We start from the raw sequence: 25,306 nt of genomic DNA on the forward strand, positions 1-25,306 counted from the left end.
TAACCAGGTGACGACTCAGCTACCGCGATAGGTGGAGTAGCTGTAGGGCGAAATCAGCAGGGGCACATGGTAGTGATCCTGTTCGGCGCTGATGCCGAAGCGCAATACCACCACATCCAGGAAGGCCGGCTCCGGTAATTGCACACCGCGGGCGCGGTAGTAATCGCCGGCGCTGAATTGCAATTGGTAGACACCGCTGCGGTAGTCATCACCTTGCAGTAACGGCGCGTCGCAGCGGCCATCGCTGTTGGTCAGCGCAGTGGCGACCAGTTCCAGCTGCGTGCCGTCGACGCGGTACAGCTCAACCTGGATGGCGCTGCCGGGGCAGCCGTGGGCTGCGTCGAGTACGTGTGTCGTCAGTCGTCCCATGGGGCGGGCTCCCTTGCATGAAGTGAATAGGCTGCACCTTTACGGGGCATCAAAAAGCCGCTGATGGGCCGATTAAGACACTTTTAATGAAAATTGTACACAATAAAAACCACAAAGTTTCGCACAGGCTGCGACGCCTCGATCCTCAACGGGATTTCCCAGCAAGCCTTGCTTTTAAAAGACCTTTTGTCCGTTTACTGACCAATCGGGCAAGTTTCTTGCAGTGCTGAACGGCGGCAACTCCACGGAAAAAATGCGGAAATACAGGCTTACAAAGTGACCATTAAGTTGTATACAATCAGCCCATCGCTGTGACGCCACCCAGTCTTTCCGCTGGCCGCCACACACTTGCTACCACGAACAAGAAGGAAGACTGCAGTGAGCGCTGACTACCCACGCGACCTGATCGGTTACGGCAGTAACCCTCCTCACCCCCACTGGCCGGGCAAGGCACGCATCGCCTTGTCGTTCGTACTCAACTACGAAGAAGGCGGCGAGCGCAACATTCTGCACGGTGACAAAGAGTCCGAAGCCTTCCTTTCGGAAATGGTCTCGGCCCAGCCGCTGCAGGGCGAGCGCAACATGAGCATGGAGTCGCTGTACGAATACGGCAGCCGGGCCGGCGTGTGGCGCATCCTCAAGTTGTTCAAGGCATTCGACATTCCTTTGACCATCTTCGCCGTGGCCATGGCTGCCCAGCGCCACCCGGATGTGATCCGCGCCATGGTCGACGCCGGCCACGAGATCTGCAGCCACGGCTACCGCTGGATCGACTACCAATACATGGACGAGGCCCAGGAGCGCGAGCATATGCTCGAAGCCATCCGCATCCTCACCGAACTCACCGGCGAACGCCCGTTGGGCTGGTACACCGGGCGCACCGGCCCGAACACGCGGCGGCTGGTGATGGAGGAAGGCGGCTTCCTCTACGACAGCGACACCTACGACGACGACCTGCCCTACTGGGAACCCAACACTCCCAACGGCAAGCCGCACCTGGTGATCCCCTACACCCTGGACACCAACGATATGCGCTTCACCCAGGTGCAGGGTTTCAACAAGGGCGATGACTTTTTCGAGTACCTGAAAGACGCGTTCGACGTGCTGTATGCCGAAGGCGCCGAGGCACCGAAGATGCTGTCCATCGGCCTGCATTGCCGCCTGATCGGCCGCCCGGCGCGCCTGGCCGCCCTCAAGCGCTTTATCGAATACGCCAAGGGCCATGACCAGGTGTGGTTCACCCGCCGCGTCGACATCGCCCGCCACTGGCATGACGTACACCCTTTTCAGGGAGCGGCCAAATGACTGCTTTTCAGACCTTGAAACCCTCGACCTTGAGCCGCGACGCCTTCGTCCACGCCTTCGCCGACATCTACGAACACTCGCCATGGGTGGCCGAAAAGGCCTTCGACCTGGGCCAGGACGCTTCGATCGACCAGATCGAAACCCTGCACCAGCGCATGAGCGACATCCTGTTGAGCGCCGATCACGCCAGTCAGCTGGCGTTGATCAACGCTCACCCGGACCTGGCCGGCAAAGCGGCCGTCCAGGGCCAACTCACCCAAGCCAGCACCGATGAGCAAGCTGGCGCGGGGATTCACCACTGCACGGCCGAAGAGTTCTCACGCTTCACCGAGCTGAACGATGCCTACAAGGCCAAGTTCAAGTTTCCCTTCATCATGGCGGTAAAAGGCAGCAACCGGCATCAGATCCTGGCCGCGTTCGAAACCCGCATTCACAACTCGGTAGACGCTGAGTTCAAATGCGCACTGGCCGAGATCAACAAGATCGCGTTGTTCCGTTTACTGACCCTCTAAACGACCATCCCCAGCCACTCTATTTAAGGCAGACAAGAAGAATGAAAGCTTACGCCGTACCTTTCGAAAAGTTCGTCAACCTGGCCGACGCCCGCCTGGGTACCAAGATCATCTCCGTGACAGATGACTGGTTCGCCGACGCCAACCGCCTGTTCCAGCCGACCCCGGCCGTGTGGAAGGAGGGCGTTTTCGATGACAACGGCAAGTGGATGGACGGCTGGGAGTCACGCCGCAAGCGCTTCGAAGGCTACGACAGCGCAGTGATCCGCCTGGGCGTACCGGGCTCGATCAAGGGCGTGGACATCGACACTTCATTCTTCACCGGCAACTATCCGCCGTCGGCCTCCCTGGAAGCCTGCTTCCTGGCCTCGGGCGAGCCTGACGACAACACCCAGTGGGTAGAAGTCCTGTCGGCCGTCGAGCTGCAAGGCAACAGCCACCACTACCACGAGATCAGCAACGACCAGGCGTTCAGCCACCTGCGTTTCAACATCTACCCGGATGGCGGCGTGGCCCGTCTGCGTGTGTACGGCGTGCCGTTCCGCGACTGGTCGGCAGTGGGCGACAACGAACAGATCGACCTGGCTGCTGCATTAAACGGTGGTCGCGCACTGGCGTGTTCCGACGAGCACTTCGGCCGCATGAGCAACATCCTCAACCCGGGCCGTGGCATCAACATGGGCGATGGCTGGGAAACTGCCCGTCGTCGCACACCCGGCAATGACTGGGTGATCGTAGCCCTGGGGCATCCCGGCGAAATCGAGAAGATCATCGTCGACACCCTGCACTTCAAGGGCAACTACCCGGACACCTGCTCGATCCAGGGCGCCTTCGTGAAGGGCGGCACCGACAGCCAGATCGAAACCCAGTCGCTGTTCTGGCGCGAACTGCTGCCGGCACAGAAACTGGAAATGCACGCCGAACACACCTTCGCCGAGCAGATCAAGGCGCTGGGGCCGATCACCCATATCCGCCTGAACGTGTTCCCGGATGGCGGTGTGAGTCGCCTGCGCGTGCTGGGTAAAGTTTCGAAGTAAGCAGTGACCCCCTGTGGCGAGGGAGCTTGCTCCCGCTGGGTCGCGAAGCGGCCCCAACAGATGGGACTGCTGCGCAGTCCAACGGGAGCAAGCTCCCTCGCCACAAAAGCAGAACAAACAACACAGAATTCGGATAAGAGACAGCCATGCGCACACTGATGATCGAACCCCTGACCAAAGAAGCCTTCGCCCCTTTCGGAGACGTTATCGAAACCGACGGCAGCGATCACTTCATGATCAACAACGGGTCGACCATGCGCTTTCACAAGCTGGCAACGGTAGAAACCGCACAGCCTGAAGACAACGCGATCATCAGCATCTTCCGCGCCGACGCGCTGGATATGCCGCTGACCGTGTGCATGCTGGAGAGACACCCGCTGGGCAGCCAGGCCTTCATTCCGCTGCTCGGCAACCCCTTTCTGATCGTGGTCGCGCCACTTGGCGATGCACCTGTATCAGGCTTGGTCCGCGCCTTCGTCACCAACGGCAGGCAGGGCATCAATTACCATCGCGGCGTCTGGCACCACCCGGTGCTGACGATCGAAAAGCGGGATGACTTCCTGGTGGTTGATCGCAGTGGCACAGGCAATAACTGCGATGAGCATTTTTTCAAAGAGGATGAGCGGTTGATCCTCGCCCCCCACCAATAAGAGAAGGCCGGATCACCCGACAACAAGGGTGACAGGCGAGAGGTAAAGACTGTGGAAGCACATCTGTTGGAATGGCTGAACCTCAGCGTGCGCTGGGTTCACATGATCACTGGCGTCGCCTGGATCGGCGCTTCGTTCTACTTCGTCTGGCTGGAAAACAACCTCAACCGCGTCAACCCCAAGGACGGCCTGTCCGGTGACTTGTGGGCGATCCACGGTGGCGGTATCTACCACCTGGAAAAATACAAACTGGCCCCGCCGACCATGCCGGACAACCTGCACTGGTTCAAATGGGAAGCTTATTTCACCTGGATGTCGGGCGTCGCGCTGCTGTGCGTGGTGTTCTACCTCAACCCGACGCTCTACCTGCTCGCCCCCGGCAGCAGCCTCAGTGGCGGCGAAGGCGTCTTGCTGGGCATCGGCTCACTGTTCGCCGGCTGGTTCATCTACTCCTTCCTCTGCGACTCGGCCCTGGGCAAACGCCCTGCCCTGCTCGGCTTGATCCTGTTCGTGCTGTTGATTGCCGCCGCGTACGGCTTCAGCAAAGTGTTCAGCGGCCGTGGTGCGTACCTGCACGTGGGCGCGGTGATCGGCACCATCATGGTCGGTAACGTGTTCCGCATCATCATGCCGGCGCAGCGCGCGTTGGTGGCGGCGATCGCCGAGCACCGCACGCCCGATCCGGCCCTGCCGGCCAAGGGTCTGCTGCGCTCACGGCACAACAACTACTTCACCCTGCCGGTGCTGTTCATCATGATCAGCAACCACTTCCCGAGCACCTACGGCAGCCAATACAACTGGCTGATCCTGGCCGGGATCGCGGTGGCAGCGGTGCTGGTGCGGCACTACTTCAACACGCGGCATAACAGCCAGAAGTATGCGTGGACCTTGCCGGTGGGTGCGTTGGCAATGATTTGCCTGGCGTATGTGACCGGGCCAAAGCCGGCCGAACCGATTGCCAAGGCACCGGCGGCCATTGAGTACCAACCGTTGCCGGAAACCGCATTGGGCGGTGGCTTGAAACCCGCCGCGCCGGTAGCTCCGGCCGCCGCACCTGCGCCTGCCCAGGCGACGATTGATTTCGACAAGGTCCACGGGGTGATCCAGGAGCGTTGCGCCGTGTGCCATTCGGCCAAGCCCACCAGCCCGCTGTTCAGCACCGCACCGGCCGGGGTGATGTTCGATACCCCGGCGCAGATCCAGCAACAGGCGGCGCGCATCCAGGCGCAGGCCGTGGCGAGCCAGATCATGCCGTTGGGCAACATCACCCAGATGACCCAGCAGGAGCGGGATTTGATTGGCACCTGGATCAATCAGGGGGCGCGTACCAACTGACAGATTCACATAGTTCCAATGTGGGAGGGGGCTTGCCCCCTCCCACATTTGGACCAGCAGTGTTTTGAAGATTGCGTTCCACACAACACAAAAATAAAAAAGATCCGAGGTGTTGCATGACCGAGTTAGTCGAACCGCAGATTCCTGCCGCACCCGCCATGGTGCGGCTGCCCCTCTTGCAACTGATTCTGGTAGGCCTGCAACACGTCTTGCTGATGTACGGCGGCGCCGTCGCCGTCCCCCTGATCATTGGCCAGGCCGCCGGCCTGAGCCGTGAAGAAATCGCCTTTCTGATCAACGCCGACCTGCTGGTAGCCGGCATTGCCACCCTGGTGCAGTCATTCGGCATCGGCCCGGTGGGCATCCGTATGCCGGTGATGATGGGCGCCAGTTTCGCCGCTGTGGGCAGCATGGTCGCCATGGCCGGCATGCCCGGTATCGGCTTGCAGGGCATCTTCGGCGCCACCATCGCCGCCGGGTTCTTCGGCATGCTGATCGCACCGTTCATGTCCAAGGTCGTACGCTTTTTTCCGCCGCTGGTAACCGGCACCGTGATCACGGCCATCGGCCTGTCGCTGTTCCCCGTGGCCGTGAACTGGGCCGGTGGCGGCAGCGCAGCGGCCACCTTCGGCTCACCGATTTACCTGGCGATTGCCGCCCTGGTACTGGCGACCATCCTGCTGATCAACCGCTTCATGCGCGGCTTCTGGGTGAATATCTCGGTGCTGATCGGAATGGGCCTGGGTTACGCCCTGTGCGGGGCCATCGGCATGGTTGACCTCAGCGGCCTGGCCCAGGCGCCGTGGGTGCAAGTGGTGACACCGCTGCACTTCGGCATGCCCAGGTTCGAGCTGGCGCCGATCCTGTCGATGTGCCTGGTGGTGGTGATCATCTTCGTCGAATCCACCGGAATGTTCCTGGCGCTGGGCAAGATCACCGGCCAGGACGTCACGCCGAAAATGCTGCGCCGTGGCTTGCTGTGTGATGCCGGTGCGTCGTTCTTCGCCGGTTTCTTCAACACCTTCACCCATTCCTCCTTCGCGCAGAACATCGGCCTGGTGCAGATGACCGGCGTGCGCTGCCGCTCGGTGACGATGATGGCCGGTGCCTTCCTGATTGTGCTCAGCCTGTTGCCCAAGGCCGCGTACCTGGTGGCGTCGATTCCCCCGGCAGTGCTCGGTGGGGCGGCGATCGCCATGTTCGGCATGGTGGCGGCCACCGGCATCAAGATCCTCCAGGAGGCCGATATCGCCGACCGTCGCAACCAGTTGCTGGTGGCGGTGAGCATCGGTATGGGCCTGATCCCCGTGGTGCGCCCGGAGTTCTTCGCACAGTTGCCCGTGTGGATGAGCCCGATCACCCACAGCGGCATCGCCATGGCGACCCTCAGCGCACTGTCGCTGAATATCCTGTTCAACATTCTCGGCGGGGCCGACCGCCCCGTAGTCGACCCCGCCCACACCTGACACATGCCCCATTGTCGCCCTGTGCGCGCTGTAACGGCGCACTTGAGCCCTGACGTGGGAGCCAGTATTCTCCGCGCCCGCTTGAATCGACGGTTGTTTACCGCCTTGGCGCGGGTCTTGCTGTAGCAATAAAGCTGACCATTCAGACCACTTTTGTAACCACTAAAGGCGCCGCACCAGAGCGCTTGTGTAGAAGAAAAACCATAAAACTTTAACTCGGGAGCAACCGAATGAAACCTATGTTCAAAGGCCTGATGCTGGCGGGATCCCTGCTGGCCGGCGGCCAGGCCGTGGCCGGTGACTTGTTGCAGTGGCAAAACAACAGCCTGACGTATCTGTGGGGCAAGAGCTTCACCGTCAACCCACAGATCCAGCAAACCGTCACGTTCGAACATGCCGACGCCTGGAAGTACGGCGACAACTTCTTCTTCCTCGACCGCATCTTTTACAACGGCAAGGAAGACGGCAATGTCGGCCCGAATACGTATTACGGCGAGTTCAGCCCACGGTTGTCGTTCGGCAAGATTCTCGACCAGGACCTGTCCTTCGGACCGATCAAGGATGTGTTGCTGGCCTTCACGTATGAGTTCGGCGAAGGCGACAACGAGTCGTACCTGCTCGGCCCTGGCTTCGACCTGAACATTCCGGGCTTCGACTACTTCCAGCTGAACTTCTACCAGCGTCAGACCGAAGGCAATCGCCCAGGCGACGGTGTATGGCAGATCACCCCGGTATGGTCGTACACCCTGCCGGTGGGCAACTCGAATATCCTGATCGACGGCTTTATGGATTGGGTGGTGGACAACGACAAGAACGCCCGTGGCACTTACCACGCCAACCTGCACTTCAACCCGCAGGTCAAATACGACTTGGGCAAGGCGCTGCATTGGGGCGACAAGCAGTTGTACGTGGGCTTTGAATACGACTACTGGAAGAACAAGTACGGGATCGAGGATTCCGGCGCGTTCAAGACGACCCAGGACACGGCGAGCTTCCTGGTCAAGTATCACTTCTGACCCCCTGTAGGAGCGAGCTTGCTCGCGAAAAACCAGAGATCACCGCGTTTATTCAGAACAAAAGCGGTGCCTATGGGTTCTTCGCGAGCAAGCTCGCTCCTACAAGGGTTCATGCCAAGCGCAGGAACCGCATGATCTCTTCACGCTTGGCCAGCGCATCCTTCCTGCCCAACTCAATCAACTCGCTGCAATACCCCGCCTCGAACAGCAAGTAACTCAGCACCCCTGCCCCGCTCGTCTTGGTCGCCCCCGGCCCACGCAGGAACAGACGCAATGCCGCCGGCAATTCCTGCCGATGCCTTGCGGCGATTTCGTCGATCGGCTGGCTTGGCGCAATCACCAGCACTTCCACCGGCGCCAGGCCACGGGCCGCGCTGTCGGCTGGCTGGTGATGGCTGAACTGGTTCAGACGCTCCAGCAGTTCGATATCGCTTTCCAGGCTGTCAATGAACGTACTGTTGAGCATATGCCCACCGATCTGCGCCAACGTCGGCTCCTGGCCGGTATAGGTGCGTTGCGCCATCGGTTCATTGCCCCGCGGGTTACCGCTGACACCCACCACCAGCACCCGGGTCGCCCCCAGGTGCAGCGCCGGGCTGATGGGCGCCGACTGGCGCACCGCGCCGTCGCCGAAGTATTCCTGGTCGAGTTTCACCGGGGCAAACAGCAAGGGGATCGCCGAACTGGCCAGCAGGTGTTCAACGGTCAGTTGCGTCGGCACTCCGATACGCCGATGGCGCAACCAGGCGTCGATGGTGCCGCCGCCCTGATAGAAAGTCACCGCCTGCCCGGATTCATAGCCGAAGGCCGTGACGGCGACCGCATGCAGGTGCTGTTGGCGGATGGCCTCGTCGATACCTGCCAAATGCAGTTTGTCCTGCAACAAGTCCCGCAGCGGCGAGCTGTTGAGCAGCGCCACCGGCAACTGCCGGCCCAGCCCCAGCAAGCTGTGGGTAAAGAAGCGACTCGCCTGGCGCACCACCCCCGGCCAATCGCTGCGCAATACCAGGTGGCTGCGAAACCCCTGCCAGAACGCGGTCAGGCGCTGGATGGCCGCAGTGAAATCCATCGCACCGCTGGCCAGGCTCACCGCATTGATCGCACCGGCCGACGTGCCGACGATCACCGGAAACGGATTGGGCGCCCCCGGGGGCAACAGCTCGGCAATCGCCGCCAATACCCCCACCTGATACGCCGCTCGCGCCCCGCCGCCGGAAAGAATCAAGCCTGTAACCGGTTCAGCTGCGCGCATTGCATCACTCCACGTGGGGGGAAAGTCGGTCTTAGCGACGACGTTTTTCGTACAGCTTGGGTTCGCCCGGTGGCCGGCTCTTGAAGCGGCGATGGGTCCACAGGTATTGCTCGGGACATTCACGCACCGAGGCTTCGACCCACTGGTTGATGCGCAGGCAGTCGACTTCATCGCTTTCGCCGGGGAAGTCGGTCAACGGCGGGTGGATCACCAGGCGGTAACCGCTGCCGTCCGCCAGGCGCTGCTGGGTGAACGGCACCACCAGCGCCTTGCCCAGCTTGGCGAACTTGCTGGTGGCAGGCACGGTGGCGGCCTGGATGCCGAACAGCGGCACGAAGATACTTTGCTTGGCGCCGTAGTCCTGGTCCGGTGCATACCAGATGGCGCGGCCGGCACGCAGCAGCTTGAGCATGCCGCGCACGTCTTCGCGCTCGACCGCCAGGGAGTCGAGGTTATGCCGCTCGCGGCCACGGCGCTGGATATAGTCGAACAGCGGGTTGCCGTGCTCGCGGTACATGCCGTCGATGGTGTGCTTCTGCCCCAGCAGGGCCGCGCCGATTTCCAGGGTGGTGAAGTGCAGGGCCATGAGGATCACGCCCTTGCCATCCAGTTGGGCCTGCTTGAGGTGTTCCAGGCCTTCGACATGGGCCAGGCGCGCCAGGCGCTGGCGCGACCACCACCAGCTCATGGCCATTTCGAAGAAGGCGATGCCGGTGGAGGCGAAGTTTTCCTTGAGCAGCTTCTTGCGCTCTGCGGCGGATTTTTCCGGGAAGCACAGTTCCAGGTTGCGGGCGGCGATGCGGCGACGTTCGCCGGCCACACGGTACATGCCTGCACCCAGCAGGCGACCAATGGTCAGCAGCGCACGGTACGGCAGTTGGGTCACCAGCCACAGCAGGCCGAGTCCCAGCCATAACAGCCAAAAGCGCGGGTGAAAAAATACAGCTCGAAAACGCGGGCGATCCATTACAGATTCCGGGAAAGACAGGGCCGCGCATTCTACAACGGTTCGACTCGGCTTGCGGCCAGTGAGTGTTCTCGTTATAAGTCTCGACACTTTTCGTGACAAGCCGCTTTTTGCCGACCATGAGCCAAACCGAACCGCTAGACCAAGATCCCGTGTTCCAGCTGAAAGGCAGCATGCTCGCCATCACCGTGCTGGAACTGGCCCGCAACGACCTCGACGCCCTGGACCGCCAGCTCGCCGCCAAGGTCGCCCTGGCGCCGAACTTCTTCAACAACGCCCCGCTGGTACTGGCCCTGGACAAACTGCCGGCCGGCCAGGGCAGCATCGACCTGCCCGGCCTGATGCGCGTGTGCCGCTCCCACGGCCTGCGAACCCTGGCGATTCGTGCCAGCCGCATCGAAGACATTGCCGCCGCCATCGCCATTGAACTGCCAGTACTGCCACCCTCCGGCGCGCGTGAGCGTCCACTGGAACCTTTGGTCGGCGAAGTGCAGAAAAAACCGGAAAAACCAGCGGAACCGACGATCAAGCCTACAAAGATAATCACCACGCCCGTACGCGGCGGACAGCAGATTTACGCCCAGGGCGGCGACCTGGTGGTGATCTCTTCGGTCAGTCCCGGCGCGGAACTTCTCGCCGATGGCAATATCCATGTATACGGCCCGATGCGCGGACGTGCCCTCGCCGGCATCAAGGGGGATACCAAGGCGCGCATTTTTTGCCAGCAATTGACCGCTGAGCTGGTGTCCATCGCGGGCCAGTACAAGGTTTCGGAAGATTTGCGCCGCGATCCGCTGTGGGGAGCCGCGGTGCAGGTCAGCCTGTCGGGCGATGTGTTGAACATCATCCGTCTTTAACGGATACTGCCGCATTTTCCAAGCATCTCTAGACTCTGATAGCACAGCGAAACTGGCATTACTTGCGTAGGAACATTTGAAGGTTGGCGTTTTTCCTGCGAAAACCCGTCTTTTTTCCTACAAAGGCTGTCCGCCTGCGGCGAGTTCCAAGAGATGTTTTTCAGGGGCTGAAAAGTCCTTTTTCCTTAGGGGTGAAACACCTTGGCCAAGATTCTCGTGGTTACATCCGGCAAGGGTGGTGTGGGTAAGACCACCACCAGCGCCGCTATCGGTACCGGCCTCGCTCTGCGCGGCCACAAGACAGTCATCGTCGACTTCGACGTCGGTTTGCGTAACCTCGACCTGATCATGGGCTGCGAACGCCGCGTGGTGTACGACTTCGTCAACGTGGTGAACGGCGAAGCCAACCTGCAGCAGGCCCTGATCAAGGACAAGCGCCTTGAGAACCTGTACGTGCTGGCCGCCAGCCAGACCCGCGACAAAGATGCGCTGACCAAAGAAGGCGTAGGCAAGGTTCTCGCTGAACTGAAGGAAACCTTCGAGTACGTGGTCTGCGACTCCCCGGCCGGTATCGAAACCGGTGCTCACCTGGCGATGTACTTCGCCGATGAAGCCATCGTGGTGACCAACCCGGAAGTGTCTTCGGTACGTGACTCGGACCGCATGCTCGGCCTGTTGGCCAGCAAGTCCAAGCGCGCCGAGGAAGGCCAGGACCCGATCAAGGAACACCTGCTGCTCACCCGCTACAACCCTGAGCGCGTCAGCAACGGCGAAATGCTCGGTGTTGAAGACGTCAAGGAAATCCTCGCCGTAACCCTGCTGGGTGTGATCCCGGAATCCCAGGCCGTGCTGAAGGCTTCCAACCAGGGCGTCCCGGTGATTCTCGACGACCAGAGCGACGCCGGCCAGGCGTACAGCGATGCGGTTGATCGCTTGCTGGGCAAGACCGTGGAACATCGCTTCCTCGATGTTAAGAAGAAGGGATTCTTCGAGCGTATCTTTGGAGGCAACTAAACAATGAAATTTCTCGACTTCTTTCGCGCCAACAAAAAGCCAAGCACCGCGTCGGTCGCGAAAGAGCGTCTACAGATCATCGTGGCGCACGAACGCGGCCAACGCAGCACCCCGGATTACCTGCCGGCCTTGCAGAAGGAACTGGTGGAGGTGATCCGCAAGTACGTCAATATCGGCAACGATGACGTGCATGTCGCCCTGGAAAATGACGGCAGCTGCTCGATTCTGGAACTCAATATCACCCTGCCTGATCGTTGATCGAACAGGCGGCCGCCACGGCGGCTCGGTCACCTTGATCCCTTTGCGGGAACCGGGTGGTCGAGCCGCCGTTGGCGTTTGTTACGAGGCTGTTTAATGCCGCTGTCCACTATTCATATCCTGCATCAGGACGACGCTGTCCTGGTGGTGAACAAGCCGACCCTGCTGCTCTCGGTGCCTGGCCGCGCCGATGACAACAAGGACTGCCTGATCACCCGCCTGCAGGAAAACGGCTACCCCGAAGCCCGCATCGTCCATCGCCTGGACTGGGAAACCTCGGGGATCATCCTGCTGGCCCGGGATGCCGATACCCATCGCGAACTGTCCCGCCAGTTTCACGACCGCGAAACCGAAAAGGCCTACATCGCGTTGGCCTGGGGCCAGCCGGAACTGGACAGCGGCAGCATCGACCTGCCCTTGCGCTATGACCCGCCGACCAAACCCCGCCATGTGGTGGACCACGAGTTCGGCAAGCACGCGCTGACTTTCTGGAAAGTATTGGAACGCTGTGGCGACTGGTGCCGCGTCGAGCTGACGCCGATTACCGGAAGGTCGCATCAGTTGCGCGTGCATATGCTGTCCATCGGGCATCCGTTGCTCGGTGACGGCCTGTATGCCCATGAACAGGCCCTGGCCGCCTGGCCGCGCCTGTGCCTGCACGCGAGCATGCTGAGCTTCACTCACCCGCAAAGCGGCGAGCGATTGCGCTTTGAGTGCCCGGCGCCCTTCTAAAGCTGTAAATACAGTACATGTGGAAGAGGCGGTGCGACTTGCCCCCTCCCACATTTGTTCTGTGCACTTCTCGCCCTCGAACGGTAAACTCCGCGCATTGCTGTCTGGAGCTATTTATGCGCGAAGCGTTGAATCAAGGCCTGATCGACTTCCTCAAGGCCTCCCCTACTCCTTTTCATGCCACCGCCGCCCTGGCCCAGCGCCTGGAGGCGGCCGGTTTCCAGCGCCTCGACGAGCGCGAAACCTGGACCACCGAAGCCAACGGTCGCTACTACGTGACCCGCAACGATTCCTCGATCATCGCCTTCAAGCTCGGCCGCCATTCGCCGTTGCAAGGCGGGATTCGCCTGGTCGGCGCCCATACCGACAGCCCGTGCCTGCGGGTCAAGCCCCAGCCTGAGCTGCAACGCCAGGGCTTCTGGCAACTCGGCGTGGAAGTCTACGGCGGCGCGCTGCTGGCGCCGTGGTTCGACCGCGACCTGTCCCTGGCCGGCCGCGTCACCTTCCGTCGCGACGGCAAGGTCGAAAGCCAGCTGATCGACTTCAAGCTGCCCATCGCCATCATCCCCAACCTGGCCATTCACCTGAACCGTGAAGCCAACCAGGGCTGGGCGATCAATGCCCAGACCGAATTGCCGCCGATCCTCGCGCAATTTGCCGGTGATGAACGCGTAGACTTCCGTGCCGTGCTCACCGAGCAGTTGGCACGGGAGCACGGGCTGAACGCCGATGTGGTGCTCGACTACGAGTTGAGCTTCTACGACACCCAGAGCGCCGCCGTCATCGGCCTCAACGGCGACTTCATCGCCGGCGCACGCCTCGATAACCTGCTGTCGTGCTACGCCGGCCTGCAAGCCCTGCTCACCAGCGAGAGCGACGAAACCTGCGTGCTGGTGTGTAACGACCACGAGGAAGTCGGTTCCTGCTCGGCCTGCGGTGCCGACGGCCCGATGCTGGAACAGACCCTGCGTCGCCTGTTGCCCGAAGGCGATGAATTCGTACGCACCATTCAGAAATCCCTGCTGGTGTCGGCCGACAATGCCCACGGCGTACACCCGAACTACGCCGACAAGCACGACGCCAACCACGGCCCCAAGCTCAATGCCGGCCCGGTGATCAAGGTCAACAGCAACCAGCGCTACGCCACCAACAGCGAAACCGCCGGGTTCTTCCGTCACCTGTGCATGGCCCAGGAAGTGCCGGTGCAGAGCTTCGTGGTGCGCAGCGACATGGGCTGCGGCTCGACCATCGGCCCGATCACCGCCAGCCACCTGGGTGTGCGTACGGTGGATATCGGTTTGCCGACGTTTGCCATGCACTCCATTCGTGAACTGTGCGGCAGCCATGACTTGGCGCATCTGGTGAAGGTGTTGGGCGCGTTCTACGCCAGCCACGACCTGCCCTAAGACCAGGACTGGATGTCGTCAACATGTGGGAGGGGCGGTGCGACGATTCGCACTTGCCCCCCACATTTGGTTTACGTCCACCTGATCTGCATCACCTGCATTTCCTGCAATCCGACCTAGACTTGTCAGTATTCCCACTCCGACAAGGCCGTCGCCCCATGATCTCCATGTCCTCTTTCCACGCCATGCTTATCCCTATCCTGATCGGCATGATCATGCTCGCCGTCGGCTTCAACTTCCGCGACAAGCCCCTCGGCGTGTTCGGCATGTGGATCGGCATGCTGCTGATCCTGGGCACCGTGGTGTACAAGATCCTCGCCAAACTGGCCGAATGACGCTTGCACTCGTACACTCGCTCAACCCGTCGTTTCCAAGGTTGACCGCCTCGTGCTTTCCCGTCTGTTTGCCCTGCCCTGCTGTTTCCTGATCGCCCTGCTCACGCTGCTGCCGCTCTCGCCTGCCCAAGCGGTGGGCCTGCCCGGGCTGCTCGGCACCACCAAGGCCCAACCCCAGGCCGACGTGCCGTTGGGGCAGTCGCTGGACGAGGTGATCAAGACCCTGGAAAACGACCAGCAACGCACCCAGTTGCTGAGCGACTTGAAGAAGCTGCGCGCCGCTACCCAGAAGGCCCAGCCCGCCGCCGAGCAAGGCGTGCTCGGGCTGATCGGCAGTACGCTGTCGGGCCTGGAGCAGCAGTTCTCCGGCGCCGACAGCCCGCTGGGGCGCTGGTCGAATGAAATCGACCTGGCCAAGGATGAACTCAGTGCCCTGATGCTGCCGGCCAGCGAATGGCTGCCGATCATTTTCGGCTTTGCAGTGATCCTTGCCGTGTGGAGCCTGCTGGCAGCCGCGTTGATCTGGCTCAGCCACCGGGTACGCGAGCGCTTCGGCCTGCCCGAGGAGTTGCCGCAACACCCGCGTACCTGGGACATGCTGCGCTTCGCCCTGCGCAAATTGGGGCCCTGGCTGATCGCACTGGTGATCACGGTTTACCTGAGCTACGCCCTGCCCTCGTCCCTGGGCAAATCCCTGGCAATGGTGCTGGCGTATGCGCTGGTGGTCGGCACCTGTTTCTCGGCGATCTGCGTGATTGCCTTCTCCCTGCTCGACGGCCCGCACCGCCACCGCGCGCTGTATATCCTGCGCCACCAGGCGTTCCGCCCGCTGTGGTGGATCGGCAGCTTTGCCGCCTTCGGTGAAGCCTTGAGCGACCCGCGGCTGGTGGCTGCGCTCGGCCAGCACCTGGCCCACACGGCGGCCACGGTCGCCAATGTGATGGCCGCGCTGTCCACCGGCGTGTTTATCCTGCGTTTCCGGCGGCCGATCGCCCACCTGATCCGCAACCAGCCGCTGTCGCGCCGCCTGACCCGCCGCGCCCTCAGCGACACCATCGAGATCGTCGGCACCTTCTGGTACATCCCCGCCTTGCTGTTGGTGGGCATCTCGCTGTTCGCTACATTCGTCTCCGCCGGCGACACCAGCACCGCCCTGCGCCAGTCGCTGCTGTGCACGGTGTTGCTGGTGTTGTGCATGGTGATCAACGGCCTGGTGCGGCGCCATGCGCTCAAGCCGCAACGGGGGCACAAGCGCCATGCGCTGTACTCCGAACGCCTGAAAAGCTTCGTCTACACCCTCGCCCACCTGGTGGTGTGGCTGGTGTTTATCGAACTGGGGCTGCGGGTGTGGGGCCTGTCGCTGATCCGCTTTACCGAAGGCGACGGCCATGAAATCAGCGTCAAGCTGTTCGGCCTGGGCGGCACGCTGCTATTTGCCTGGTTGATCTGGATCCTCAGCGACACCGCCATCCATCACGCCCTCACCCGCTCGCGCAAAGGCCTGGCCAATGCCCGCGCGCAGACCATGATGCCGCTGATCCGCAACGTGCTGTTCGTGACCATCTTCATCATCGCCGCCATCGTCGCCCTGGCAAACATGGGCATGAACGTCACGCCACTGCTGGCCGGTGCCGGCGTGATCGGCCTGGCCATCGGTTTTGGTGCGCAGTCACTGGTGGCCGACTTGATCACCGGCCTGTTCATCATCATCGAAGACTCCCTGGCCATCGATGACTACGTGGACGTCGGCGGCCACCTCGGCACCGTCGAAGGCCTGACCATCCGTACCGTACGCCTGCGCGACATTGACGGCATCGTGCACACCATCCCGTTCAGCGAGATCAAGAGCATCAAGAACTACTCGCGGGAGTTCGGCTACGCGATCTTCCGGGTGGCGATCCCCTACAACATGGAAATCGACGATGCGATCAAGCTGATGCGCGATGTCGGCCAGAAAATGCGCAACGATCCGCTGCAACGCCGCAATATCTGGTCGCCGCTGGAGATCCAGGGGGTGGAAAGCTTCGAGTCAGGCAGTGCGATCCTGCGCGCGCGCTTCAAGACGGCGCCGATCAAGCAGTGGGAAGTGTCGCGGGCGTTCAACCTGTCGCTGAAGCGGCATCTGGATGAAGCCGGTCTGGACCTGGCCACGCCGCGCTTGAGTGTGCAGGTGGTGACGGGGGCTGCGGGGGGGTTGGAGAAGGACAAGAACGCGTAAGGTCATGGCGAATGTGATGAGCTTGTTGTGGTTTGTGGTGAACTTATTGTGGTGAGCTTTTTGTGGTGAGCGGGCTTGCCCCGCGCTGGGCTGCGAAGCAGCCCCAAAACCAGCCGCTGAGTTATGCCTGATACACCGAGTGCTTCTTGAGTGGGGCTGCTTCGCAGCCCAGCGCGGGGCAAGCCCGCTCACCACAACAAGCCCGCTTGCCACAAAAAGCCTACTTGCCACAACAGGCCCGCCCACCATAACAGGCCGGCCTACTGAAGGTTTTGCGTCAGGCCAGCGTTGCGCCGTCCATCTTCTGGCGCAGGCTCAACGGACGCATATCGGTCCAGGTTTCTTCGATGTAGGCCAGGCACTCTTTCTTCAGGCCGCTCTTGCCCACGGTGCGCCAGCCTTCCGGCACGGCCTTGTAGTCGGGCCAGATGGAATACTGTTCTTCATGGTTGACCACTACCTGAAACAGGATGTCGTCGCGGTCAAATACTGAGGTCATTGCTGTTCTCCATCGCTCAAAGGCTGGCTGCGCACCACGCGCAGCGCTGATATCTGTAGAAACGTACCAACACGCCAAAAAATTAGAGGCTGGCGACGGCTGCCGCCAGGGCGCGCCCGAAGATCTCGGCCACGCGGTCGATCTCGGCGGCGGTTATCACCAGGGGCGGCAGGAAGCGCACTACGCTGCCATGCCGGCCGCCCAGCTCGAGGATCAGGCCGCGCTTGAGGCATTCGCGCTGTACCAGCGGCGCCAGCTGGCGATGCACCGGCGGGTGGCCCTGGATATCCAGGGTGCCGTCCGGGTCCACCAGTTCCACGCCGAGCATCAGCCCGCGCCCGCGAATATCCCCCAGGTGCGGGTAGTCACGCTGCAGGATGCGCAGGTGTTCGCCGAGGCGCTCGCCCATGGCGGTCGCATGGCCGGCCAGGTCGTGCTCCTTGAGGTAGCGCATCACCGCCGAACCGGCCGCCATGGCCATCTGATTGCCACGGAATGTCCCGGCATGGGCTCCCGGCAGCCAGGTGTCTAGCCAGTCGCGATACACCACCACCGCCAACGGCAGGCTGCCGCCGATGGCCTTGGACATCACCACCACATCCGGGATGATGCCGGCGTGTTCGAAGGCAAACATCTTGCCGGTACGGCCGAAACCGCTCTGGATCTCATCGACGATCAACGCCACGCCGGCCTGTTCGGTGATACGCCGCAGGCCACGCAGCCAGTCGAGATCGGCCGGGATCACCCCGCCCTCGCCCTGCACCACTTCGACAATCACCGCCGCCGGCAGCAACACCCCGGCTTCCGGGTCATTGAGCAGGTTTTCCAGGTAATGCAGGTTGACCCGCACGCCTTCTGCGCCGCCGAGACCGAACGGGCAACGGTAGTCGTAAGGGAATGGCAAAAACTGCACGCCATTACCGAGCAAGGCACCCAAGGGTTTTTTCGGCCCCAGGCTGCCCATCAGGCTCAACGCGCCCTGGCTCATGCCGTGATAACCGCCCTGGAACGACAGCACCGTGCTGCGCCCCGTGGCAGTGCGTACCAATTTCAACGCCGCTTCCACGGCATCGGTACCGGTGGGGCCGCAGAACTGGATCTTGGCTTCCCGCGCCAGCTCCGCCGGCAGCAGGCCGAACAGGTCCTGCACGAACTGGTCCTTGACCGGCGTGGTCAGGTCCAGGGTGTGCAAGGGCAGTTCGTCGCTCAGCACTTGCTGGATGGCCTGGATCACCACCGGGTGGTTGTGCCCCAACGCCAGGGTGCCCGCGCCGGCCAGGCAATCGATGAAACTGCGACCCTCCACGTCTTCCACGTAGATCCCCTTGGCGCGCTTGAGCGCCAGGGGGATGCGCCGTGGGTAACTGCGGGCGTTGGATTCCTGCTGGCGCTGGCGGGCCAGCAGCGGGCCTTCGTCGAACTGATAAAGCGTTTCATGCACCTGGGTATCTTCGATACGGCTGGTAGCGACTGACATCTCTCGATCCCTCAATACGCGGATGATGGTGACCAAACTGCCGATCCGTTGGCGTCTGGCCCAAGGGCATGCGCACGGATTTCCTGTTCTGGAGACGCACCAGCGATAAGAGGATTTAGGGGGCAGTGATGGTTGGCTGATGGATGAGATCAAAGTCCGCGGTACTTTTCATTCAGGGCATACAGGATCGCGCAGGTCTCGGCATCCAACACACCACAATAATCCCGCGCCCGAAAGTGCATCTGAAACGCCCGGGTGCGCTGCTCGAACGCCTGGCGATTCTGCGCCGGCTTATAGCCATAGCGCTGAAATGCCCGCTCCACCTCCACTTCAGGCGGCAGCCCGACACAAAACCGGCGCTGGTACATGGCCCGCGTCGACTCGTCGAACCATGCCCCGACTCCCGCCTCGAACAAACCGCGCCACGGCAGGCGCGGCCCCGGATCGCTCTTGCGCCAGTACGCCACGTCCGAATGCCCAAGAATGTCGGCCGGTCCGATCTGCGGGTAACGCCCAAGGATGTCGCGAAGCAATGCAATCAACACCGCCACCTGCTCCTGGCCGTACGCGGGAAAGGTGAAGACGCCACCGTCATCCCGAGCCAGGTTGACGATTTCGATGCCGATCGCCCGACTGTTGAGGTTATCGCGCCCACCCCAGTGGCTCGCCCCGGCATGCCAGGCGCGCTGGTTTTCGTGCACCAGGCGAAACACGCGCAACTCGTCATACCCGGCGGCGCGGTAGCCGGGCTCATGGGGATCAGGCAGCAGGTAATGCGCGCTGACCCCGTTCCGGGTGAGGGTGCGCAAGGAGGAGGCGAAAGGCGCCGCAGTGTAATGCAGGACCACCTGCCGCACGGGTTCGCCGTGACGTTCGTTGAAATCCCTGGCGGGGAAACTGGTATCGATGACCAACATAAGAACCGTCCTTTTCAATACAGGCCGAGTCTTTCGGCCCGTTCAAGCGCAAAAAAATTACCGCCATCCTGAAGGCTTGCGCTTCAAGCGGGCGGTAACTATTTGGCACGTGAAAAAGGCGGTCAGCGCCGCAACGGCATGCCCAGGTCAACGCGCAGGCCATCCGCCTGGCTGTCGAACGTCAATGAGCAGGAACAGCGCTGCACGATCGCCTGCACGATCGCCAGGCCCAGGCCACAGCCCTCGCTGTTGCCGTTGCGCCAAAAGCGTTGGGTGAGGTATTGCAGGTCTTCGGGGGAGATCTGCTTGCCGTGGTCGCGCACGCGGAAGATCACGTGGTCGGCGGCGGTGAACACGCTGAGCTCCACCCGTGTGTCTGCAGGTGTGTGGCGCAGGGCGTTGTCCAGCAGGTTGCGCAGGGCGGCGACCGCCAGGCCCACCGGCATGTCCACCGGGGTTTCGCTGAGGTTATCCGCCAGGTTCAGGTCGATACGCCCATTATCGCCGGCATTCGCATCCTGGATCGCCAGCCGTGCGACTTCCTCGGCGCTGGACTGCACGCCATCGTCGAATGACAGGCTGCCTTCCACCCGCGCCAACAGCAGCAACTGCTCCAGGGTGCGATGCAAGCGGTCGGCGCCCTCCTCGGCATGGGCCAGGGACTGGTCGCGGGCCGCGCCTTCGGTCATGCGCGCCACTTGCAGGTGGGTCTTGATCGCCGTCAGCGGGCTGCGCAGCTCGTGGGCGGCGTCGCCGGTGAGGCGGCGTTCACGTTCGATGGTCTTGGCGATGCGTTGCAGCAGTTGGTTCTGGGTGTCGAGCAGCGGCTTGAGCTCGCTGGGCAGCGGGTGGATCTGCAACGGTTCGAGGGAATCGGCACTGCGGCGCATCAGCGCGTCACGCATGCGGTTGAGCGGCAGCAGGCTCTGACCGATGCCCAGCCACAACAGGCACAGGCAACCGAGCATCGCCACGCCCACCGGCACCGAGGCGGCGAGCAGGATCGACAGGTTCAGCGCCTCGCGCTCTACCTGGCGGTCGGCGGTAGTGATCAACAGGTCGCCACGGGACAGGGTAAAACTGCGCCAGCCCACGCCATCGATGACCTGGTCACGAAAGCCGCTCTTGCGCGACTCCAGGCCCTCATCCGGCGTGGTATGGCTGCGGGCGAGGATTTCCCCGCGCAAGGAGCTGACCTGGCAGGCCATGCCCCCCGGCACATTCAGTTGCTCGGCGCTGAAATGCGCGCCGCCGCTGACACTGGCCAGGCCCGGCATCTGCTCGGTCAGGCCCGCCACCATGCGCGCCGACGCCACCAGACGCTGGTCGAGGGAGAACATCATCTGGTTACGCAGGTCGTTGAGCATCCAGGCCGCCGCCAGGGCCCAGATCAGCACAAACGCGGCGCCGAGCTTGAACGTCAGGCGCAGGCGCAGGCTTTTCACGAAACGTTCTCGCCATCGTCTGCCGGGCCGAGGCGGTAACCCAGGCCGCGCACGGTCTCGACGATGCCATTGCCCAACTTGCGCCGCAGGTGATGGATATGCACGTTGAGGGCGTTGCTTTCCAGTTCATCGTTGAAGCCGTAGACGCTGTCCTTGAGTTGCTCGCTGGACAGCACCCGGCCTTTGTTGTGCAGCAAGGCCTGCAACAGCGCCTGTTCACGTCGGGACAGGTCCACCGGCTGGCCGCCCAGCAGGGTTTCGCGGCTGCTTGGGTCGTAGGTCAGCCGGCCGTGCTCGATCAGGTTGACGCTGCGCCCCGCCATCCGGCGCAGCAGGGTTTGCAGGCGTGCGGCCAATTCGCGCAGGTCGAAGGGTTTGAGCAGGTAGTCATCGGCACCGGCTTGCAGGCCGTCGACGCGGTTGGTCACCGAATCCCGCGCGGTGAGGATCAGCACCGGAATCTCCAGGCCCTGGCTGCGCAGCTGTTGCAGCAGCTTGAGGCCGTCTTCGTCGGGCAGGCCGAGGTCAAGCACCATGATGTCGAAGGTCGCCGCCTTGAGCATCGCGCGCGCAGCGGCGGCCGTGGCCACGCGCTCGACTGTAAAGCCCTGGGCACCGAGGCCGGCCACGATGCCGCTGGCGATCAGTTCGTCGTCTTCACAGACCAGTACGTGCATGCTGAACCCTTCATGAAAGATGGGGGGATTAAAAGTGCAGCGGATTAAGCGCAGATTATGCCGTGAAAAGATGCAAGCTCAGATAATCCCTACACTTTAGAATAGCGCCCGGTTAATCATCGGTTAATCAACGCCACACATTGTGTGCCTCACTTGCATCGAACTAAGGCTTGACCATGCGGCATCTGTTTACCTTTCTGCTGGTGTTATTCGCGGGGCTGGCCCAGGCCGCGCCGGGCAATCCGTTTGAGACCAAAGCCGATTTCCTCCCGGTGGGCAAGGCCTTCACCTTTACCTCCGAACGTCTTGAAAGTGGCGAGACCCAGCTGTATTGGCAGATTGCCGACGGTTATTACCTGTACAAGCAGCGCATGAAGTTCGATGGCCTGGCCGAAAAGCCCGTGCTACCGCAAGGCGAAGCCCATAGCGACGAGTTCTTTGGCGAGCAGGAAGTGTATCGCCAGGGCCTGGAAGTGAAGATTCCCGCCGGTGTCACCGGCCAGGTCAAGCTCGGCTGGCAGGGTTGCGCCGATGCGGGGCTGTGCTATCCGCCGCAGTCGATCAGCGTGGACCTGGGCGGCAACCCCGCCGTTGCGGCCACCGTCGAAGCCCAGGACCAGAGCCTGGCCAGCGGCCTGCAACAACGCAGCCTGGGCTGGAGCCTGCTGGTATTCTTCGGCCTGGGCCTGCTGCTGGCGTTTGCCCCGTGTTCGTTGCCGATGCTGCCGATCCTCGCCGGCCTGGTGGTGGGCAGTGGCGCGAGCCCGCGTCGCGGCTTTGCCCTGGCCGGCAGCTACGTGGTGTGCATGGCGCTGGTGTACGCGGCGCTCGGCGTACTCGCCGCCCTGCTCGGCGCCAACCTCGCGGCGCTGTTGCAAACCCCGTGGATCCTCGGCAGCTTCGCCGCCTTGTTCGTGATCCTCGCCCTGCCGATGTTCGGCTTCTTCGAACTGCAACTGCCCGTGGCCTTGCGCGATCGCCTGGATAACGTCAGCCGCAACCAGAGCGGCGGCAGCCTGATCGGCGCCGGGGTGCTCGGCGCGCTGTCCGGCCTGCTGGTGGGGCCGTGCATGACCGCGCCCCTGGCCGGTGCATTGCTGTATATCGCCCAGAGCGGCAATGCCCTGCACGGCGGCCTGATCCTGTTCGCCATGGGCATCGGCATTGGCGTGCCGCTGCTGCTGCTGGTGACCGTGGGCAACCGTTTCCTGCCCAAGCCGGGCACCTGGATGAATGTGCTCAAGGGCATCTTCGGCTTCCTGTTCCTGGCCACCGCCGTGCTGATGATTCGCCCGGTGATCGACGAAAGCCTGTGGCTCGGCCTGTGGGGCGTGCTGGCCATGTCCATGGCCTATTGCGGCTGGCGCCTGGCCCAGGATTTCGGGCGGGTCGCCATGCTGTTCGGCGCCGGTTCCGTGGTCATGGGGGTGTGGGGCGGCCTGCTGCTGGTGGGTGCCGCGGGTGGCAGCGATGACCTGTGGCAACCGTTGAAGGTCTACAGCGGCTCGCGAAGCACTGCCGCACCCAGCGCCCACGAAGCCTTCATGACCATCAATGACCCCGCCGTGCTGCAAAGCCAGCTCGACAGCGCCAAGGCCCAGGGCCAATGGGTGCTGGTGGACTACTACGCCGACTGGTGCGTGTCGTGCAAGATCATGGAAAAACAGGTGTTCGGCAAACCCGAAGTGCTCGATGCATTGAAGGATGTCCGCCTGCTGCGCCTCGACGTCACCGCCGACACTGCCGCCAGTCGCGCACTGCTGGGCCGCTACCAGGTGCCGGGGCCGCCCAGCTTCGTGTGGATCGGCCCCGACGGTGAGGAACGCCGCGCCCAGCGCATTACCGGCGAAGTGGATGCCGCCGCCTTCCTGCAACGCTGGACTCACGCCCGGGACGCCCTCTGATGCTGACCCTGACCATCGGCACCTTCGCCATCGCCCTGAATCACATCCTGCTGATCAGCGCGTTGATTCTCGCCACCCTGGTGGGTTGGCGCGTGGCCAAGCGTGGCGGTGAAAATCCGGAATCGGTGCTGTTCAGCCTGTTCCTGCTGGGCATGCTGGCGGCCCGCGTCAGCTTCGTGCTGATGTACTGGAGTTATTACAGCAACGACTGGCTGCAGATGGTCGACCTGCGCGACGGCGGTTTTCTCGCCTGGCCCGGTATCGTCGCCCTGATCCTCGGTGCACTGCTCTATGGCTGGCGTCGCGCTGCGCTGCGCAAGCCCCTGAGCGCCGGGGTCATCACCGGGCTGGTGTTCTGGGGCATGACCAGCCTGTCCTTAAGCGTGTATGAAAAAGGCACACGCCTGCCGGACATCACCTTGCGCAACGCCAATGGCGAGGTCGTGCAACTGGCGGATTACCAGGGCGGCCCGCTGGTGATCAACCTGTGGGCCACCTGGTGCCCGCCGTGCCGCCGCGAAATGCCGGTGCTGGAAAACGCCCAGCGCATGCGCCCCGACGTGACCTTCCTGTTCGTCAACCAGGCCGAAAGCATGCAAAGCGTCAGCACTTACCTGGCCACCCAGGGCCTGAACCTGGACAACGTGTTGTTCGATGCCAGCGGCCGCCTCGGCCAGGCCGTGGGCTCCATGGCCCTGCCCACCACGCTGTTCTACCAAGCCGACGGGCGCCTGATCAACAGCCACCTGGGCGAGTTGTCCCAGGCCAGCCTGGCCCGTGCCATGGAACCCTTCGACACCGCCCCTGCCGCCACAAGGAAACCGACATGCCTCGCCTCCGCCACCTGCTGACCCTGCTGCCGCTGACACTGGCGGCCACCCTGGCCCAGGCCGAAGACTGGCCGGCACCGATCAAACAGATCGAAGCCAAGGGCGCCAAAATCCTCGGCAAGTTCGACGCCCCCAGCGGCCTCACCGGCTACGCCGCGCAGTACCAGAACCGCGGCATGGCGCTGTACCTGACCGCCGACGGCAAGAGCGTAATCGCCGGCAACCTGTACGACGCCCAGGGCAATGACCTGAGCAGCGCGCCCCTGGAAAAACTGGTGTACGCGCCGATGGCCAAGGAAGTCTGGGCCAAAATGGAAAAAAGCAGCTGGATCCAGGACGGCGACAAAAACGCCCCGCGCATCGTCTACCTGTTCAGCGACCCCAACTGCCCATACTGCAACATGTTCTGGGAACAGGCGCGGCCATGGGTAAAAGCCGGCAAGGTGCAGTTGCGCCACATCATGGTCGGCATCATCCGCGAAGACAGCGCCGCCAAGTCGGCCGCCCTGTTCGCTGCCAAAGATCCGCAAAAGGCCCTGGAAGAACACGAAGCCGCCGGCAAAGGCAGCAAATTGCAGGCGCTGGCCAAGATCCCTGCGGACATCGAAGCCAAGCTCGATGCCAATATGAAGTTGATGGACGAGCTGGAACTGTCGGCGACGCCGGCGATTTTCTACCTGGATGACAAGGGTGGCTTGCAGCAACAGCAAGGGGCGCCGTCGCCGGAGAAGTTGGCGAAGATTATGGGGCCGAAGTAAGCCAAACGAACCAATCCCAACAACCAGAATGCCCGCATGTAAAGCGGGCACTCTTACTATCTAATACTCA

General features: G+C 62.4%; 25 protein-coding genes. 17 read left to right on the forward strand and 8 right to left on the reverse strand.

Annotated elements, in window-relative coordinates:
• Positions 1–15: 15 nt before the first annotated feature.
• Positions 16–369 carry a hydroxyisourate hydrolase gene (uraH, locus tag AC07OP_RS14745; RefSeq protein WP_027603919.1) on the reverse strand — a complete coding sequence of 118 codons (354 nt, stop codon included), beginning with the start codon at positions 367–369 and terminating at the stop codon, positions 16–18.
• A gap of 378 nt (positions 370–747) precedes the next feature.
• On the opposite strand from uraH, the gene puuE reads away from it, so the two are divergent.
• From puuE to AC07OP_RS14780, 7 genes are all read left to right on the forward strand, one after another.
• A complete protein-coding gene (gene puuE / locus AC07OP_RS14750) occupies positions 748–1,674 on the forward strand; it encodes an allantoinase PuuE (protein ID WP_495102809.1) in 927 nt (308 codons plus the stop codon).
• Positions 1,671–2,186, forward strand: coding sequence for a 2-oxo-4-hydroxy-4-carboxy-5-ureidoimidazoline decarboxylase (gene uraD, locus AC07OP_RS14755; RefSeq protein ID WP_495102810.1), 516 nt, complete (start codon positions 1,671–1,673; stop codon positions 2,184–2,186). The genes puuE and uraD overlap by 4 nt, the downstream gene beginning before the upstream one ends.
• A 41-nt stretch (positions 2,187–2,227) precedes the next feature.
• Positions 2,228–3,223 carry an allantoicase gene (gene alc / locus AC07OP_RS14760; RefSeq protein ID WP_495102811.1) on the forward strand — a complete coding sequence of 332 codons (996 nt, stop codon included), beginning with the start codon at positions 2,228–2,230 and terminating at the stop codon, positions 3,221–3,223.
• A gap of 146 nt (positions 3,224–3,369) precedes the next feature.
• Entirely contained in the window at positions 3,370–3,873 is a 504-nt protein-coding gene (locus tag AC07OP_RS14765; protein WP_027603915.1) for an ureidoglycolate lyase, read from the forward strand.
• A gap of 51 nt (positions 3,874–3,924) precedes the next feature.
• Positions 3,925–5,208 carry a urate hydroxylase PuuD gene (locus AC07OP_RS14770; protein ID WP_495102812.1) on the forward strand — a complete coding sequence of 428 codons (1,284 nt, stop codon included), beginning with the start codon at positions 3,925–3,927 and terminating at the stop codon, positions 5,206–5,208.
• A gap of 116 nt (positions 5,209–5,324) precedes the next feature.
• Positions 5,325–6,674: a nucleobase:cation symporter-2 family protein gene (locus tag AC07OP_RS14775; RefSeq protein WP_495102813.1), complete on the forward strand. Its 1,350-nt coding sequence runs from the start codon at positions 5,325–5,327 to the stop codon at positions 6,672–6,674.
• A 230-nt stretch (positions 6,675–6,904) separates the two neighbouring features.
• Positions 6,905–7,690, forward strand: coding sequence for an outer membrane protein OmpK (locus AC07OP_RS14780; RefSeq protein ID WP_495102814.1), 786 nt, complete (start codon positions 6,905–6,907; stop codon positions 7,688–7,690).
• A gap of 109 nt (positions 7,691–7,799) precedes the next feature.
• Here the strand turns inward: AC07OP_RS14780 and AC07OP_RS14785 are convergent, their stop codons facing one another.
• Both AC07OP_RS14785 and AC07OP_RS14790 read right to left on the reverse strand, forming a co-directional pair.
• The gene (locus AC07OP_RS14785; RefSeq protein WP_115486788.1) at positions 7,800–8,942 is read right to left on the reverse strand and encodes a patatin-like phospholipase family protein; all 1,143 of its coding nucleotides are present in this window, start codon (positions 8,940–8,942) and stop codon (positions 7,800–7,802) included.
• A 31-nt stretch (positions 8,943–8,973) separates the two neighbouring features.
• Entirely contained in the window at positions 8,974–9,909 is a 936-nt protein-coding gene (locus AC07OP_RS14790) for a lipid A biosynthesis lauroyl acyltransferase (RefSeq protein WP_065940524.1), read from the reverse strand.
• 119 nt (positions 9,910–10,028) lie between these two features.
• Between AC07OP_RS14790 and minC the strand changes: the two genes are divergently transcribed.
• From minC to AC07OP_RS14825, 7 genes are all read left to right on the forward strand, one after another.
• The gene (minC, locus tag AC07OP_RS14795; protein ID WP_027603909.1) at positions 10,029–10,766 is read left to right on the forward strand and encodes a septum site-determining protein MinC; all 738 of its coding nucleotides are present in this window, start codon (positions 10,029–10,031) and stop codon (positions 10,764–10,766) included.
• 201 nt (positions 10,767–10,967) lie between these two features.
• On the forward strand, positions 10,968–11,780 hold the full coding sequence (gene minD / locus AC07OP_RS14800) for a septum site-determining protein MinD (protein ID WP_003175251.1): 813 nt from the start codon (positions 10,968–10,970) through the stop codon (positions 11,778–11,780).
• 3 nt (positions 11,781–11,783) lie between these two features.
• Positions 11,784–12,038 carry a cell division topological specificity factor MinE gene (gene minE, locus AC07OP_RS14805; protein ID WP_003175252.1) on the forward strand — a complete coding sequence of 85 codons (255 nt, stop codon included), beginning with the start codon at positions 11,784–11,786 and terminating at the stop codon, positions 12,036–12,038.
• 96 nt (positions 12,039–12,134) lie between these two features.
• Positions 12,135–12,770, forward strand: a complete 636-nt coding sequence (locus AC07OP_RS14810) for an RluA family pseudouridine synthase (RefSeq protein ID WP_495102815.1) — start codon at positions 12,135–12,137, stop codon at positions 12,768–12,770.
• Between the two features lie 116 nt (positions 12,771–12,886).
• Positions 12,887–14,176, forward strand: a complete 1,290-nt coding sequence (locus AC07OP_RS14815) for a M18 family aminopeptidase (protein ID WP_115486786.1) — start codon at positions 12,887–12,889, stop codon at positions 14,174–14,176.
• Between the two features lie 167 nt (positions 14,177–14,343).
• The gene (locus AC07OP_RS14820; protein ID WP_162492707.1) at positions 14,344–14,511 is read left to right on the forward strand and encodes a hypothetical protein; all 168 of its coding nucleotides are present in this window, start codon (positions 14,344–14,346) and stop codon (positions 14,509–14,511) included.
• Between the two features lie 52 nt (positions 14,512–14,563).
• Positions 14,564–16,729 (forward strand): mechanosensitive ion channel family protein, encoded by a 2,166-nt coding sequence (locus tag AC07OP_RS14825; protein ID WP_495102816.1) that lies wholly within the window; start codon positions 14,564–14,566, stop codon positions 16,727–16,729.
• 277 nt (positions 16,730–17,006) lie between these two features.
• Here the strand turns inward: AC07OP_RS14825 and AC07OP_RS14830 are convergent, their stop codons facing one another.
• The 5 genes from AC07OP_RS14830 to AC07OP_RS14850 all read right to left on the reverse strand — a co-directional run bounded on the left by AC07OP_RS14830 (position 17,007) and on the right by AC07OP_RS14850 (position 21,744).
• Complete coding sequence (locus tag AC07OP_RS14830; protein WP_027603905.1) at positions 17,007–17,228, reverse strand: MbtH family protein; 222 nt, start codon at positions 17,226–17,228, stop codon at positions 17,007–17,009.
• A gap of 82 nt (positions 17,229–17,310) precedes the next feature.
• Positions 17,311–18,705: an aspartate aminotransferase family protein gene (locus tag AC07OP_RS14835; RefSeq protein WP_115486784.1), complete on the reverse strand. Its 1,395-nt coding sequence runs from the start codon at positions 18,703–18,705 to the stop codon at positions 17,311–17,313.
• Positions 18,706–18,854: 149 nt separating this feature from the next.
• Positions 18,855–19,622, reverse strand: a complete 768-nt coding sequence (locus AC07OP_RS14840) for an N-acetylmuramoyl-L-alanine amidase (RefSeq protein WP_115486783.1) — start codon at positions 19,620–19,622, stop codon at positions 18,855–18,857.
• A 122-nt stretch (positions 19,623–19,744) separates the two neighbouring features.
• Positions 19,745–21,067 carry an ATP-binding protein gene (locus tag AC07OP_RS14845; RefSeq protein WP_115486782.1) on the reverse strand — a complete coding sequence of 441 codons (1,323 nt, stop codon included), beginning with the start codon at positions 21,065–21,067 and terminating at the stop codon, positions 19,745–19,747.
• Positions 21,064–21,744, reverse strand: a complete 681-nt coding sequence (locus tag AC07OP_RS14850; RefSeq protein WP_027603901.1) for a response regulator — start codon at positions 21,742–21,744, stop codon at positions 21,064–21,066. Before AC07OP_RS14850 ends, AC07OP_RS14845 begins: the two co-directional genes overlap by 4 nt.
• Positions 21,745–21,920: 176 nt before the next feature.
• Here AC07OP_RS14850 and dsbD point away from each other — a divergent pair, with 176 nt between their 5' ends.
• The 3 genes from dsbD to dsbG are packed head-to-tail and all read left to right on the forward strand — an operon-like array spanning position 21,921 to position 25,236.
• Complete coding sequence (gene dsbD, locus AC07OP_RS14855; protein ID WP_495103223.1) at positions 21,921–23,648, forward strand: protein-disulfide reductase DsbD; 1,728 nt, start codon at positions 21,921–21,923, stop codon at positions 23,646–23,648.
• On the forward strand, positions 23,648–24,499 hold the full coding sequence (locus AC07OP_RS14860) for a prolipoprotein diacylglyceryl transferase family protein (protein WP_495103224.1): 852 nt from the start codon (positions 23,648–23,650) through the stop codon (positions 24,497–24,499). The genes dsbD and AC07OP_RS14860 overlap by 1 nt, the downstream gene beginning before the upstream one ends.
• Positions 24,475–25,236, forward strand: a complete 762-nt coding sequence (gene dsbG, locus AC07OP_RS14865; protein WP_065940531.1) for a thiol:disulfide interchange protein DsbG — start codon at positions 24,475–24,477, stop codon at positions 25,234–25,236. Before AC07OP_RS14860 ends, dsbG begins: the two co-directional genes overlap by 25 nt.
• Positions 25,237–25,306 lie beyond the last annotated feature (70 nt).

It is taken from the genome of Pseudomonas sp. GW821-FHT09D08 (genome assembly GCF_059416305.1).